The organism is Pseudoalteromonas denitrificans DSM 6059, from assembly GCF_900112265.1.
In the GTDB taxonomy this organism is placed as follows: Bacteria; Pseudomonadota; Gammaproteobacteria; order Enterobacterales; family Alteromonadaceae; genus Pseudoalteromonas; species Pseudoalteromonas denitrificans.
Map to the genome: position 1 here is coordinate 123,594 of NZ_FOLO01000003.1, position 15,946 is coordinate 139,539.

At 33.2% G+C, this 15,946-nt stretch carries 14 protein-coding genes; all 14 read left to right on the forward strand.

Annotation, left to right across the window (positions count from 1 at the left end; translation table 11 throughout):
- Positions 1–5 precede the first annotated feature (5 nt).
- Positions 6–818 (forward strand): MotA/TolQ/ExbB proton channel family protein, encoded by an 813-nt coding sequence (locus tag BM088_RS03245; protein ID WP_091979881.1) that lies wholly within the window; start codon positions 6–8, stop codon positions 816–818.
- Positions 819–2,114 (forward strand): hypothetical protein, encoded by a 1,296-nt coding sequence (locus tag BM088_RS03250; RefSeq protein ID WP_091979883.1) that lies wholly within the window; start codon positions 819–821, stop codon positions 2,112–2,114.
- Positions 2,115–2,118: 4 nt separating this feature from the next.
- Complete coding sequence (locus BM088_RS03255) at positions 2,119–3,207, forward strand: VWA domain-containing protein (protein ID WP_091979884.1); 1,089 nt, start codon at positions 2,119–2,121, stop codon at positions 3,205–3,207.
- Between the two features lie 11 nt (positions 3,208–3,218).
- Complete coding sequence (locus tag BM088_RS03260) at positions 3,219–4,223, forward strand: vWA domain-containing protein (protein WP_091979886.1); 1,005 nt, start codon at positions 3,219–3,221, stop codon at positions 4,221–4,223.
- Between the two features lie 43 nt (positions 4,224–4,266).
- On the forward strand, positions 4,267–4,869 hold the full coding sequence (locus tag BM088_RS03265; protein WP_091979888.1) for a hypothetical protein: 603 nt from the start codon (positions 4,267–4,269) through the stop codon (positions 4,867–4,869).
- Between the two features lie 120 nt (positions 4,870–4,989).
- Complete coding sequence (locus tag BM088_RS03270; RefSeq protein WP_218156447.1) at positions 4,990–5,652, forward strand: hypothetical protein; 663 nt, start codon at positions 4,990–4,992, stop codon at positions 5,650–5,652.
- An 18-nt stretch (positions 5,653–5,670) separates the two neighbouring features.
- On the forward strand, positions 5,671–7,140 hold the full coding sequence (locus tag BM088_RS03275) for a M48 family metalloprotease (RefSeq protein WP_091979890.1): 1,470 nt from the start codon (positions 5,671–5,673) through the stop codon (positions 7,138–7,140).
- Positions 7,141–7,234: 94 nt separating this feature from the next.
- On the forward strand, positions 7,235–7,591 hold the full coding sequence (locus BM088_RS03280; protein WP_091979892.1) for a hypothetical protein: 357 nt from the start codon (positions 7,235–7,237) through the stop codon (positions 7,589–7,591).
- A gap of 125 nt (positions 7,592–7,716) precedes the next feature.
- Complete coding sequence (locus BM088_RS03285; RefSeq protein WP_091979894.1) at positions 7,717–8,319, forward strand: hypothetical protein; 603 nt, start codon at positions 7,717–7,719, stop codon at positions 8,317–8,319.
- A gap of 203 nt (positions 8,320–8,522) precedes the next feature.
- Positions 8,523–9,743 (forward strand): glycosyltransferase family 4 protein, encoded by a 1,221-nt coding sequence (locus BM088_RS03290; protein ID WP_091979896.1) that lies wholly within the window; start codon positions 8,523–8,525, stop codon positions 9,741–9,743.
- 222 nt (positions 9,744–9,965) lie between these two features.
- Positions 9,966–11,192, forward strand: coding sequence for a threonine/serine exporter family protein (locus BM088_RS03295; protein ID WP_091979898.1), 1,227 nt, complete (start codon positions 9,966–9,968; stop codon positions 11,190–11,192).
- Between the two features lie 195 nt (positions 11,193–11,387).
- Complete coding sequence (locus BM088_RS03300) at positions 11,388–12,776, forward strand: hypothetical protein (RefSeq protein ID WP_091979900.1); 1,389 nt, start codon at positions 11,388–11,390, stop codon at positions 12,774–12,776.
- 233 nt (positions 12,777–13,009) lie between these two features.
- The gene (locus BM088_RS03305) at positions 13,010–14,368 is read left to right on the forward strand and encodes a tetratricopeptide repeat protein (protein ID WP_091979902.1); all 1,359 of its coding nucleotides are present in this window, start codon (positions 13,010–13,012) and stop codon (positions 14,366–14,368) included.
- 11 nt (positions 14,369–14,379) lie between these two features.
- Positions 14,380–15,942 (forward strand): FecR family protein, encoded by a 1,563-nt coding sequence (locus BM088_RS03310; protein ID WP_091979904.1) that lies wholly within the window; start codon positions 14,380–14,382, stop codon positions 15,940–15,942.
- The last annotated feature ends 4 nt before the right edge of the window (positions 15,943–15,946 follow it).

Genomic DNA, 15,946 nt, shown 5'->3' on the forward strand with positions numbered 1-15,946 from the left:
TTAAAATGAAGAGATCTTCAGGTTCCGAATTTATTTACCAATTATTTTCATTATTAATATCAGTTATTTTAGTTCATGCTATTTATGTCACTGTGATAAGACCCAATGCTGAGGCCATTCAACAACAGCAGCATGCTCAGCAATTAGCAGGAAGTGAAGTCAATAGCCAAAGATCAATTTATATTGTACTGAAAGATTATGAGCAGGAAACATGTTTTATATTAATGTTATGGGTATTGATGATCATGGCGTATAAAGCAAAACTAGCCTTGCGTGAAACAACGATGCTAAAAACATCTATTTTAAATATTCAGCAAGGGATCCGTATATTACCCCAAGATGCGAATAATTTATGTAGGCCAATTCAAAATATGTCCTCAGAAAAACAAATTTTACTGATCCCCAGAACCTTATTAGTTGCGCTCAAACGTTTTATTGCAACAGAAAATATTGCAGCAGTAGCAACTGCAATTAAAGATACTTGTGAATCTGAAGCTGATAGATTAGATAGTGAATTAGCAATGATCCGATATATTTCTTGGGCAATACCCTCAATTGGTTTTATAGGCACAGTTCGAGGGATTGGTGAAGCACTAGGTCAGGCACACAAAGCCGTTGAAGGCGATATAATTGGTGTGACTAACAGCCTAGGTGTTGCATTTAACTCAACTTTCATAGCATTAGTTATCAGTATTTTCATTATGTTTTTTACCCATCAATTACAATTATTGCAAGAGCGACATGTACAAAATACGCAAGATTATTGTGATGAGAACTTATTAAATCATTTAAAAAACCCTGCAAGTGAGGACAATTAAATGGATCTCATTATAATTAATATTAATGATTATCAGCTTTATATATATGAAAAGAGTAATTCAAGTGTCTATAGCGGCTGTGCATATATAGATGAAAATAAAGTTGTTTTTGGACAACATGCTTTAGACAAAATTAAAACATCCCCTACAGATTTTCATTCTCATTATTGGCAACATTTAGGATATGAAAAATTAAATACAAAAAATAAGCAAGTAAAACATTTTGCAGATTTAGCATATTTACAATTAAAAGAAATAACAAAAAAGTACTCCAAAGGTATTGAAGTCGTTTTTCTCGTTCCTTCGTATTATACGAATGAACAACTCGCTTTACTTTTGGGGCTTGCTGATAGTTGTGAACTAAAGACTGTGGCTTTACTCAGTAGTGAGGTTGTATATTTTAATGATGATTTGAAGAGTACTCAAACTGTTGCAGATCTCGGTCTTCATCATATTAACTTTTCTCAGCTCTCATTTAATGAAAATGTAAAACTTAGAAATTATACAAATCATCCCGAGCTTGGCATGATTGAATTAATTAACTTTATTTGTAACTGGTGTAACGAAATACTCATAAAACAATATCGTTTTGATGCGATGTATAGCGCTCATTCAGAACAGTTATTATTTGTACAAGTTGAAACTATTTTGAATAACCTTGCTGTTGCTGGTCAGTTAACAACAGATTTAATTTCAATAAATGAGAAAAGTATCAAGATTTCTCAAAAAGATTTAAATAATCAAATGACAGTGTTTTTTGCTCCGGCCTTTAATTATGTAAAAAATGACTCTTTAATTTATCTAAAAAATCATTTTTTCAATCTTATTTCTAATACGCAGTTCAGCTCTCTTTGCAAAAAAACACCTAAAATACCTTTATATACAATTGTATCTGAACATATAAAAAGCATTAACCAACAAAATGGTATTTCTTTAATTACTGAATTAACTAGATTTAAAAAACCGAATACAAATAGTGTGGCCCTAAAGATTATAACTCCCTACATACTCACGCAAAATCAAGCCGTTTTGATTAACCACAACCCTTTATACTTAAACAAACAAACAAACGAATTTAATCAGAAACATTTGACATTAACGCGAAGTTCCAATGATCAATCTTTTGCTTCGATCACTTTTATCAATAAAAATATTGAGCTCGATGTTTTACTTAATAAAGAAGTTAAAATAAATCAAAAAACAACGAGTGGACACGCTAGTTTGAATATTGGTGATGTAATTACTTTTTTAAATGAGCCTGCTTTTTCACTGATTAATGTGAATAAGGAGTTGTAATTTAATGAATAAAAAACGTCAGTTTACAACGTTTAGTTTATCATTTCTGGATATTATGTCTTGTGGATTTGGCGCTGTGATCCTTGTTTTTTTAATTATTAAACATGATGTTGATACCATTATTGAAACTCAAAATATTACATTGCAAGCCGAAGTCAATCTATTAGAAGAAGAGGTAATTGAAGGTGAAAAACACTTGGTAAAAATAAAAAATACTATCTCTGCTTTAGATCAAGATATTGTACAAACCAATGGTTTGGCGCGTAGGATCAATGATGAAATTGATGCCGTAGATAATAAAATAACAAAACTTGATGACCCAGATGATGATCAACAAATATTACAGCTTAAACAAAAAATTAAAACATTAATGCTTGAAAAAGAAAAATTGGAAGATGAACAAGCCAAAGGTAACGATGCAAGAGAATATTCAGGACAAGGAAACCGACAATACCTTACAGGTCTTCAACTTGGTGGTGCAAGAACCCTAGTATTATTAGATACATCGGCCAGTATGTTAGATAATACGATTGTTAATATTATTCGAAAAAAATACATGCCTAATGATATTAAAAAATCATCAAGTAAATGGATCCGAGCGGTCTCAGCCGTTGAATGGTTAATCGCTAAGTTTCCTGTTCAAAGTCAATATCAAATTTATCATTTTAACAATGAAGTATCAGCATCAATTAAGAAAACAACCCATCAGTGGCTTGCTATATCAGATCAAGAAAGCTTAAATTCAAGTGTGAAAAATTTAAGAAAAATCATACCAGAAGGTGGTACAAATCTAGAGAAAGCCTTTCGTTCTGTGAGTTTTTTAGATCCCTTGCCTGACAATATTTTATTATTAACTGATGGTTTACCGACCTTAGGTAATACATCTAAAAGCGTAAAAGCGACAGCGAATACGATCACAGGTCCTCAACGAGAAGCATTATTTGAAAAAGCAGTGAATACTTTACCTGAAGGGATCCCCGTTAATGTTTTATTATGGCCAATGGAAGGAGATCCCATGGCAGCTTCTGCATTTTGGCAATTAGCGCAATATACATCAGGATCATTTATGAGCCCATCTAAAGATTGGCCATAGGAGCGTGTTTAATGAAAAATAAACGTCGTTTACAGCAAGAATCAAGTATTGCATTTTTAGATGTTATTTGTTGTGGTTTTGGCGCAATCATTTTACTTCTTATGATCACAAAAACGGTGCAACCTATTGTATTAGAAGAATCAGTCATTAATTTAGATGCGCAAGTCGAAAACTTACAAAAAACGTTGTTTGCCATTAGAGGTGAAACAAACATATTCAATCGAGATCTCACTGCAAAGCATGAGCAAATCGATTTAGAAAAAAAGCGCCTTGCTATCCTCAGAACACGATTAGCCACTATTGAGGCGCAATATGCTCAAATTTCAAAAGCTGCTACCTATAGCTTAAAAGAAAAAGGAAAATTGGCCATTGCGTTACAGTCTTTATCAGATGAAATGACACGCTTACTTGGTTTAAATTATCAAAGTAAAAATAACTTAATTGGCGGTATTCCTGTAGATAGCGAATACTTAGTTTTTATCATAGATACCTCAGGCAGTATGTACAATTATGGTTGGAAAAGACTTCTTGAAGAAATCATTGCAACTTTAGATATTTACCCAAAAGTAAAAGGAATTCAAATAATGAATGATATGGGGAAATATATGTTTACTAATTATCGCCGTAAATGGATCCCAGATACACCCGGTCGTAGAGAGGCAATTATTAAAAGATTAAGAACTTGGAACCCATTTAGTAACAGTAGTCCCGTTGAAGGGGTTCAAAAAGCAATCAGTACTTTTTTTAGTCAAGATAAAAAAATTAGTTTGTATGTTATGGGTGATGAGTTTTCAGGAAGGTCCATTGAAAATGTTTTAAATACCATTGAGCGTATAAATAAAGTAAGTAAAAACAATGAACGTTTAGTCAGAATTCATGCTGTTGGTTTTCCTGTTCAATTTATGCGTCCAAAACATTTACAAACAACGGGAATTAGATTTGCAACATTAATGCGTGAATTAACGTATCGAAATGGTGGTACTTTTGTTGGACTCAATGACTTTAAAGTTCAATAAACTATCGGGTTTGTTTTTGTTGAATACTACAAAGGACTAATAAATGAAAATATTTATTTTTAAGCTAACAATACTCACTTTATTATTTTTAGTTTTAGGTTGTAAAAGTACACTTACTGTTAAAGGAGACTTTCCTACACCAGTTGTTAATAAACTTCCATTCACATTGGGAGTAATTTATGACAATAAGTTTAAAGATTATCAATACTCTGAAGTTGATGAAAAACGAGAAGAATGGGAAATTTCCGTAGGAGATGCCCAACTTCAGTTGTTTAAAACTGTTTTACCTGCGATGTTTTCAAATGTAATAGATGTATCAGACTTTAATTCGACAGAAAATAACAGCATTGATATATTTTTTAAACCCAGTATTGATGAGCTTCAATATAATGTACCTGCAGAAACTAAACTTAACATGTTTGAAGTGTGGATCAAATACAACATGAAAGTGTATGACAATAATGGACAACTACTGGCCGATTGGATATTAACCGCTTATGGAAAAACCCCCACAGCTTTTATGAAGTCGCAGGAAAGTGCGTTAAACGAGGCTATGGTAATAGCGCTAAGGGATGCAGGAGCTGGTTTAACTTTAAAATTCAGTCATATACCAGAAATAAATACCTGGTTACTTAAAAATAAATGAACGCCAGTGGAGTAATTTATACATTAGAACTATGCTTAATTTGTAAACAAAAAATTATAATAATATAAACATGCGCTAATCACTATATTGCTCAATTAATAGGTAATAATGATGATAAATATGTCTTATATAAGAGTAAAGTTCCTACCCTTTTATTTACTAATATCTGCAGGTTGCACTACCGTAACAATTGAAGAAGTGCAACATACTGAAGCCACATTGGTCGAAGGCGAATCAGTTGTTGTGATTGGTCGAAGGACCAGTAATGATTATGAAACAGAGCCCGAACTCATTTCCTGTATTGGAAAGGTATTATCAAAGGGAGATAATCAACTTAATGTCATTCCAGAGCAAACTTTTATGGATAATTTATATCCTTGGTTTGAACCTAGAACTGCACCTTTAAGGGTACGCGATCTACAAAGGTTATTGGCATATGATGCTGTCTCTCAAAAATTTGATGACTTTAATGTACATTACATTATTTGGATTGATGGTAATACTGAAACAACTCGTAGTAGTGGCAGCATTACATGTAGTTTAGGAACTGGTGGTATTGGCTGTTTTGGTTTTGGTACGTGGGATAAAAAAGCTGAATATGAAGCTTCTATTTGGGATTATAAAAATAAAAAACTAATCGGAAAAGTCAGTAGTGAAGCTGACGGCACATCTTATATGCCAGCAATTGTGATCCCAATTCCTATAATTGCTCAAGTACAAGCTGATGCATGTAAGGGGATGGCAGTACAACTAAAACACTTTTTTAATAATTCACAAGGCTAAATTAAAGCAGGACAAAATATGACTCATTCTTTACCTTTAATTTTCAGACTCACTTTGATTTTTTTATGTTTTCATTTAGTTTCCTGTTCAATCAATCCAGCAACGGGTACTCCGGATATTGTTTTAATGTCTGAAAGTTCAGAGATTAAAATGGGTAAAGAGATGCATGAAAAATTAATGAAATCTATGCCTATTTATCAAGATGAAAAACTAACAGCCTATATAAATAAAATTGGACAAAAAATTGTTAAAAATAGCCATAGACCAGATATAAATTACCAGTTTACAATAATTGATGCTCCAGATATTAATGCATTTGCACTTCCCGGTGGCTATATATATATTAATCGAGGGCTACTCAGTTACCTTGATTCTGAAGCACAATTAGCAGCTGTATTAGCGCATGAGGTTGGTCATATTACGGCTAGGCATGTAGTGAGACAAGACTCTGCAAGTAAAGGTGCAAGTATTTTGTCTGTATTATCTATATTTACAACGGGTAGCACTGCGATTGGTGATGTTACGAACCTTTGGGGCACAGCTGCTGTAAAAGGGTATGGAAGAGAAATGGAACTGGAGGCTGATGGATTAGGCGCTGATTATTTATTTAATAGTGGATATGATCCCCTTGCCATGGTTCAAACAATTGGTGTATTGAAAGACCAAGAAAAATTTGCGCGATATAGGGCGAAAGAAGAAGGTAAAAAAGCTAAAAGTTACCATGGTGTTTTCTCTACTCATCCACGCAATGATGTCAGATTAAAAGAAGTTATTGCAAAGGCCGGTACTTTTAATGCTCATTCCACTGTAAATAATAATAAGCAAAATTATAGAGAACAAACAGAAGGCATGATTTATGGTATTAATTACAATGCCCAATTAAAAAAAAGGCCTGTTGAGAAAAACAGATACGTGCATGATAAATTGGGATTTTCATTGTTATTTCCCGAAAATTGGACTGTCAATAATACCCGTAAATCAATTTTAAGCCAGCCACAAAATAAGTCAGCTCAAATAAAGCTGTTAGTTTCAAAACGTGTCAAAAATGTATCCCCAGGCGAGCATTTGAGAAAACAAACTAAAGTGACTATGTTGAAGCGCTCTGAAGATTTTAAAAAAAATGGATTAATAGGTCATACTGGGATCATACCTAAAACAGCAGATAAACATGAGCAACGTGTTGCCACTATTTTTCAAGGAAGCAGAGCGTATACATTAATTTCAAATGTTTATAAACCTGAACCTAACATAGATTATGATGCTTTATTTCTCAAAAGCATTCATAGTTTTAAATCGCATCAGCCGCAAAGGAAATCTAAAAAATCTAAAGTTATTCATTATGTTAAAGCTAATGAGCAAACAAAGTTTTATTTATTAGCAAAGAAATTAAAAATAGGCTTATATGGAGAAGAACAGCTTAGATTGATCAATGGACTATACCCCCGTGGAGAACCTGAACCTGGTTCATGGATAAAAATAATAAAGTAATATTTTAAAACTTAATATCCTTCAATTATTCAGTGCAATTTCTGTTTTGTTTGATTAAACTGCGCTTTTTAAAACTAACTGAAAGGATATTGACTTGATAGATGAGTTACGAGAACAGCTGACACTAATGAATGAAGACTTTGTTGAAAAAAAATCGGGTTTTAAAGTTAAGATCATTCCATATTTTTGTTCTGTTTTTATAAAAAAAAGTGTAAAAAAAGAAGAGGTTCTTACATTTTATACAAATCAATTGCTTAAAGTTGTATTAGTTGTTTTATTTTTATTATTTGGGCTTACAATTTATGATCTTGAAAAGGGTATAAATCATGGGCCAATTCAGTTAGCTTTATCTGTTCTTATTTTTATCAATTTAGTTATCAGTCAAATGGCAATCGAATCACTCAAAACTCGCATATTTTCTTCCAGATTAAATAATGATTTTAATGTGTGAAATTTTAAGTAACAATATCATTACATTAATAAAAGTATATATTTTGTCTGTATATTGAACAAATGAACATAAAGTGGTTTAATCGGGGTCTAAAAATAAAAAAATAAATTGAGCCGTCATTTAATATGGATTTTACTAACGAAGAACTCGACTTTTTTCAGCAGGTTTTCTCTCCTGGAGCGATTGAAACTGGCTGCAAGCTTAAAAAACACGATTTAACCGTTCAAACTAGCATACCTAAAAGCATTGCCCATATTCTAGGCAGTTCTAAATTAACATTATTAGCAGAAATTAGTCATTACCAACTTTGGTTTCCACTGTCCCTTTCAATGGATGAAGAGGGAGAGTTTTCTCCGAAGTTAGGAACGCCTGAAATTATTGATATCCAAGGTATTGATCGAAGTTGGCGCGTTATGTCACCAAAAAATGTCTCCTTGCATAATGAAGGGACAAAACAACAGGTTGAAATACTTTCCCTTTCAAGCTCTGGCATAAAAATGCGTGTAAACTGCCCTGTCAAAGCTAAAAAATTATTTGAAAATAAAGATTTAGAAATACACTTACCAAACCAAAGCCAGGTTAAACTTGCTTTAGAGCCTGTCAGAACCGATAACAATGTGCTTGCTGCAAAGTTTAAAGATGTTGCCCATGGCAGAGATTGCCTGCGTAAATTTCTGTTTAATTTACATCGTTCTAAGTATTCTGAACTATATAAGAATCTTAATTAATCATTTTTCAAAATTAGGATATAACACCTCTTTGTTACATCCTGAACCCTATATCTACCTACCCCATAAATGATATAATGGTTTAATTGTAACTGTTCAAAAATATTAAATCAGGCTTATAAAACCTCCAATCTATTTGCTTTATAGATTTTTCTGAAATTTATATCCAAATTAAATACGACTGATTTGTAAGAGAAAATATCATGAAAAAAATCCTCGTTATCGGCTACGTATGGCCAGAGCCTAATTCTTCGGCAGCTGGTACTCATATGCTCTCCTTGCTCCGTTCATTTAAAAAACAAGATTGGTTAGTTGAATTTGCAACACCTGCTCAAAAAACTGAACATATGACGGATTTAGATTTTGAAGGGATCACAAGTAAAATAATTGCTCTTAACTGCACAAGTTTTGACGACTACATTCAAATTTTTCAACCTGATATTGTGATGTTTGATAGGTTCATGATGGAGGAACAATTTGGCTGGCGTATTGATAAATATTGTCCTAATGCACTTAAAATTCTGGATACAGAAGATTTACAGTGTTTAAGAAATGCGAGGCACTCAGCTCATAAAAAAAATAGAGATATGGAATTAGTTGACTTACATAGTGATATTGCAAAAAGAGAGATCGCAGCTATTTTGAGGTGTGATATTTCATTAATTATTTCTACTTATGAAATGAAATTATTATCTGATACATTTAAAATTTCCTCTAAAATCCTCCACCACTTACCTTTCATGGTTGATTTAAAAAAAGTTCAGGGTAAAACAAAGTCATACGAAGAACGTATTGATTTTATGACCATAGGTAACTTTCGTCACGCCCCTAATTGGGATGCTGTTTTATATTTACAAAAAATTTGGCCCCTGATCCGAAAAGAACTACCAAATGCGCAATTAAATATTTATGGCTCTTACCCTCCGCCAAAAGCAACGGCTTTACACAACCCTAAAATAGGTTTTCATATTAAAGGCTGGGCAGATAATGCTCTTGAAGTAATGGAAAATGCAAAACTTTGCTTAGCACCCTTACGATTTGGTGCTGGTATTAAAGGGAAACTATTAGATGCTATGATAGTTGGCACGCCTAGTATAACAACTCAAATAGGTGCTGAAGGAATGTTTGACGATGAAGTTTGGCCTGGTGCTATTGCTGATAACATTCATGATTTTGTTCATCAAGCTGTAACCTTATATCAAGATGAAAATAAATGGCACCATGCAAAAACATCCGCAAATACCTTACTTAAAAACAAGTATGATAGAGCCTTACTCGAAAAATCATTTATTTCTAAAATAAATGAAACTATCAGTGAGTTAGAAGTTCATAGGCTCGGTAATTTTACCGGGAGTATGCTGAAACACCATACTATGGCCAGTACAAAATATATGGCTCAATGGATAGAAGCAAAAAATAAATAAAAAAAAGCGTGACAGTTTAAATTTTCAATTTAGAATTCACCTAAAAATATTGCGCAATCCTATTGATGACTTTGTGCAAATGAAAAGTTAAAACTTTAAATAATATCAAGAGTATCAATTTTTATTTATCTATAATAATTAATTTATACTTTTGATAAACCTATCGCTACTCTCACTTTATTTTGGCTATAGTTTATTTAAACTTATCTGTGGAATATATTGTTGAACAACGCTACTTTTACACAAAAAAGAAAATTCATTGTTAAGCTCGGTAAGATGCTACACAAATACGGCACACCAGCTTATCGGTTAGAAGCTCACTTACTGAATGTTGCAAAATCTTTTGGTTTACGCGCTTCATTTATTATTACACCAACAGCCTTAACTTTTGTGATTTGGACTGAGGGTCATGAAAATGAATATACACATGCAGCTAGGGTTGAGCCAGGTGAGCTTGATTTAGGGTCTTTATCTCGTACAGATGAACTTGTTGATGAATTATCGAACGGCACACGTACTCTGAGCGAAGCGGATGAACGTTTAGATTATATCAACGACTTACCTAACCCTTATAATCGCATTGCTACCGGAATTGCATTTTCAATGTCAGGTGGTGCATTTGCGATGCTAATGGGCACTAGCTGGAATGATGCATTTTGGTCTGCTTGTCTTAGTCTAATTGTGTATATTTTTGTATTATGGTCTGAGCGCTCAAAAGGGGTTGCTCATATGCTCGAACCGCTTGTCGCTGTTGTTGCTGCATTACTTGCTTGTGCCATCAGCACATATCTCGATCCAAGTATAAATATACGCTTAGTGATACTATCTGCTATTATAGTTTTTATTCCAGGGCTTGCTTTAACGCTCGGTTTAGCTGAGCTTTCTGCTCGGCATCTTGTATCTGGAACAGCGAGAGTAATGGATGCCATAATGCTGTTATTTAAACTCTATTTTGGTGCATTTTTAGGAATGGCTATTGGGTTTGCCTTATTCGGTCAAACTGAGTTTATTCCACCCCAGCCACTAGAAAAATGGACATCTTTAATTGCAATTGCCGTTTTATGTTCAAGTCTAATTGTTATTTTTAAAACAAAAGCCAAACATGCGACCTGGTCAATAGTATCTGGTTTTATTGCTTTTGGGTCGAGTTATTTAGGTGGTATATACTTAGATTTTACGCTAGGTGCTTTTGTGGGGGCTTTTGCTGTTGGAATATATAGCAATCTTTTTACTCGCATAAAAAATGCACCTGCTTGCATTGTCTCTATGCAGGGACTCATTGTACTGGTACCTGGTAGCAAAACTTATATCGGTTTAAATGCTTTAATGTCAGGGCAAGAATTTTTACATACTGAACATATTGGACAACAAACATTTATTATTTTCATGTCACTTATTGCTGGATTAATTTTCGCTAATGTTGCTCTTCCACCTAAAAAAAGTTTATAAAACAGGTCTAAATATCATCTTAGATCTTTGGGACTCTAGTCATATTATACCTAAACTTTCTCTTGCCCCTCTAAATTCAAGAGGCAGTTTAGGCTGTAACTCAATGTAATTATTGGTAATAGTGAGTAATGCTTAATTATTCTTTTATATTGATGTGACATACTGGCCTTCATTGATAGTAAACAGGTTCTAAAAATGAAGTTAAATCCCAGATATAAAAATATGAGTTATATAATAATCACACTAATACTTTTTGGCTGTGGTGGTAGCTCAAATGACTCACATGAAAACGGCTATATTCAATTTTACAATGGCTCTTATAATAGCCCCAATACAACTCTTGTCATTGAAGATGTTATTCGCACAGGAGCTAACTTTGGGGAAGTTTCTACTCGCCATGGCTATCAAGCGGATACCTATGAAATAAGCTATGAGCATCAAAAAGATGATGGAGATTGGAAATCAATTTATCAACAAGATATCAAAATAGATTCTGGGTATAAACAGTTATTACTAATGACGGGAGATTTTAAAAACCCAGATTTTACAGAAGTCACAATTAAAAACATAGATGTGAATGACAAAAACATTTTTAACCTTTCATTCATTAATACTATACGCTCGGATGTAAATTTTGATGTTTATATGGCTGTTGACAATACCAGCTTTTCAGAAGCTAAATTAATAACAACAACCACTTCATTAATGGAAAGTGATTTTATTAATTACTCACCTAACAGTTATACATTTTATATGACTAAAAGTGGTGAAAATGAAGTTATATTTAGTTCTGAGCAAACAAGTTTTTATGAGGGTTCTAGCTATTTAGCAATTATACGAGATGGTTTGAGTGTTGCTGATAACAGCATAATAATTGATATTGTCTCTGATACTAACCATACTACGACATTAAAACATTCAGATGCCAAAGGGCAAATTCATTTTTATAATTCACTTAACCTATATGACAATGTGACATTCACTGCAACTAATCTTAATAACAGTACAGCACCAATCATTGCCGATACCTTTTCAAGTTACATCAAACTTCCTCCGGCTGATTACAGCATCAGTATGAAAGATGAATTAACGGGTAAAAATATTATTGATAATTATCTAATAACACTCAATCATGAAGAAAGCCTAGCTGCAATTGTTTATCAAGATGATAATCGGATTAATCCAAGCATGAAATCAATTACTGAAAACTTAACTCCAAACTCAATTTCTCATGATATTCAAATTATAAATTTAATAGATTCTTATGATGATATTTCTCTAAACCAGGTTGATGTTTATTTTACAAAAACAGGACAAAGTATTGAAGATACAAAAAATCATGCTAAAGATATCAATAAATATGAACAAAAATCTTTAACTATTGATAATGATATTTATACAATACAAGTTGTTTTTGATGATAATGGTCAACTAAGAAGTTTAGTTACTATGACTGAGCAAGCTTTTACAGAGGAAGGACATTACGTATTAATACTTGAAGAGATTGATCATAGTGAAAACCATCCTGGTAAATTCAAAGTTACAATCGAACATACCCTAGCTAGCGCTTTTAAAAAGTATTAACGATTTCATCTTTAGGAAATTATAAAAAATCACTAAATACCACTAATACAAATATTTAGGCAAGGATGCCAATAAATAGCCGTCAACATTCTCAATTATTTAAATTTAGCCTCATTATTGTTCGTTTTATGTACTATTATTATTCTATTATTTTACTTGGTTGATGTATTTGTTGTAGCCAATGATAAATTGAAAATATTCGTTATTTTCGACTTAGCTTTAAGGTTGTAAATATGGCAAATTTTAAGCTCAACTTTCTTAAAGTACATGAATACATTAATTTTTTAATGTGCATGACGATATTAATTGCAACTCCTAGCTTCTGCTGGGCAGAAGAATCCTCCTCTATTGATAAAGTATTGTTATTTAAACAGGCTAATAAATTACTTTCTGATAATCAAATGCAACAACTACTTGATTACCTTTCCCCTCATGAACTTAATCTCGCTGGTAATGTACAATACGATTATTTATTAGGTATTGCTTTGTTGGATACTAAAAACGCAAGTTTAGCAGTCCAAGTTTTACAAAGAGCTATCGATGTATCTCCTAATTATGCCGGAGCTAGGCTTGCGCTTGCGCGTGCTTATTTTGATGTAGGCGACTTTGAAAGAGCTCAATATCACTTTGAGGTACTGCAATCACTGCCCCCTCCTGAAAATATTGCAAATGTAATTGATGAATACCTGCTTGCAATTCGAAGGAATTCAAACCAGTACTCACCTCACTTAATTGGTTGGATTGAAACAAGTTTTGGTTATGATACTAATGCCAATGCAGCAACTGCCGATGATATTTTTCTTGGCTTTAAACTAAATGAACTTAATATTGAAAGTGACTCTGCATTTGCATCTATTTTAGCTGGTGCCTTTTATAATTATCCAATTAATACGCACTGGAATGTTAGTTCAGGTATTAATTTATCGCACAGGGTTAATACTGATGCGCATTTTGTAGATTTATCTAAATACCAAATAGATGCACGCATACAAAGAAAGTTTAATTTTGGAGATATATATTTTAAAGGAGAAGGAATAAAGACGTTAATTGATAATCACTCTAATCATAAACGTCTTCAAGGAGAATTTGGACTCAATATTAATGTAAACGATGACTATACAATAAATCTCAATACTTTATATGCAGAACAAGATTTTACAGATATTTTAGAAATAAGAGATGTAGACTCTTACATGCTATCTTTAGGATTGATCCGTAATTTTTCAGGGTATAACCAAATAGGTATGAATATAAGTTACGCCGAAGATGATGCGGTAAACTTTTCTAGCCCCTACTCTAATCAGCAAAAAAGTGTACAAATATTTTCTCGATATCTCGTTGGTCAAAAAAGCTTTATTCGATTACAAGCTGCCGCAATAAAAATTGAATACGATAAACAATACTTCTTTTTTGGGACCGAGAGAGAAGATGATAAATATGTTATTTCTGCAAGCTATGCTTGGTTAGATTTTCCAGCAACAAATTGGCAACTCACTACAAGCATTGATTGGATCAAACATGATTCAAATGTAAGTCTATATCAATATGACAGATTGCAAACTGCGCTTTATTTACGTAAAACGTTCAACTAACTGGGTGTATTATGCGTTATTTTATTTTCATAATTTCTTTAATTATATCAATTTTAATGAGTTTTAATGCCAGAGCTAATGTAGGTACTGTTTTATTTGCGATTGGAAAAACATCTGTTGAAAGACCATTGGTATCGGTCTTAAAAAAAGGAGACATTGTTTTAGTTGGTGACACGATAGTGACAGGAGATAAATCACGTGTGCAATTAAAAATGTCAGATGGTGCGCGTTTATCTATCAGACCTAATTCTAAACTTAATATTGAAAACTATTTATTTACTAAAAGTTCATCTGGCGCTGCAACAGCCTCAACTAGTGCTTTAAACCTACTTAAAGGTGGGTTTAGAACAATTACAGGCGCTATTTCGTCAGGACAAAATAAGTCTGGATATAAAGTTAAAACAGCTGTTGCGACTATTGGGATCCGTGGTACTGATTACAGCGTTTTATTATGCCAAAGTGACTGCCAACCCTTAGAAGCATCTACCAAAACCCAAATTGATAATGGATTATATGCCGGTGTTTCTCAAGGAGCGATTGTCCTGCTTAATAAGGCAGGAGAACTTCAACTTAATGTTTCAGAGTCTGGCTATGTTGCCTCAATAGATACTTTACCCATTAAATTATTAGGTCCCCCAAGTTCTCTATTTGGACAGACAGTTCCTGTCAAAGAGTCTCAAACAAAAGAAGAGCCAGAAAATGTCACTTTATTGAGTGAAGTTAAAGTTTCTTCACCAAAACCTATGGTAACAAAAGCAAATACTGCCATTGCAAAAAATGAGCAGGGTTTTGAAGAGGAAGTCATAATATCTCAAGTTGTTACGGATAGTAGTGGCAATGAAATTATAATAGATAATGGTATTATTGATACAAAAAACAAATCCTTAGCTATTTCTCTCGCTAGCCAAAATACAACGCAATTGATTTTTAATGACCCCGACAGTCTCACTTTTGATAATCAAAGTAATCTAACGGGTTTCATATTAAACCAGCAAGCTGTAAATATTGGCACTGCCCAAAACTTAAACACGGGTTTTGACTCTGTAACCGGGTTTAGGTGGGGACGATGGAGCAATGGATTTACCAGTAGTGTCTCTGGGGACTCAATAGATCTTTCCGATCAAAGTTTACATTGGGTAAATAATGATAGCTTTAATAGCAGTATAGCCCTGCCACAAAGTGGTCAGGCACAATATGCTTTGACAGGTAATACAGATCCAACAAATAACTTAGGAAATACAGGTATTTTAGGAACTGCTGATTTTTCAGCTAACTTCACTAATCAAACAGTTTCAAGCCGAATCTTATTAGGTATTAATAATCAGGTATGGCACGCAAATGGTACTGGCTCTATTGCTTTAGGGCTAAATCAGTTTAATGGTAATTATAACTCGGTTTTAATTGATGGCTCTGAAGATGGTTCAGGTTCATTTTCTGGTTTTTTTAGCAATATGTTCAATGACTTACAAATACCAGAAGGAGCAGGTATGACTTACTATTTGCAAAACAATTCAGGTACGCAACAAGTTACCGGAAGTCTTATTTTTGGTAAAGCTCTTCAAGTACCACGTTAAGGAG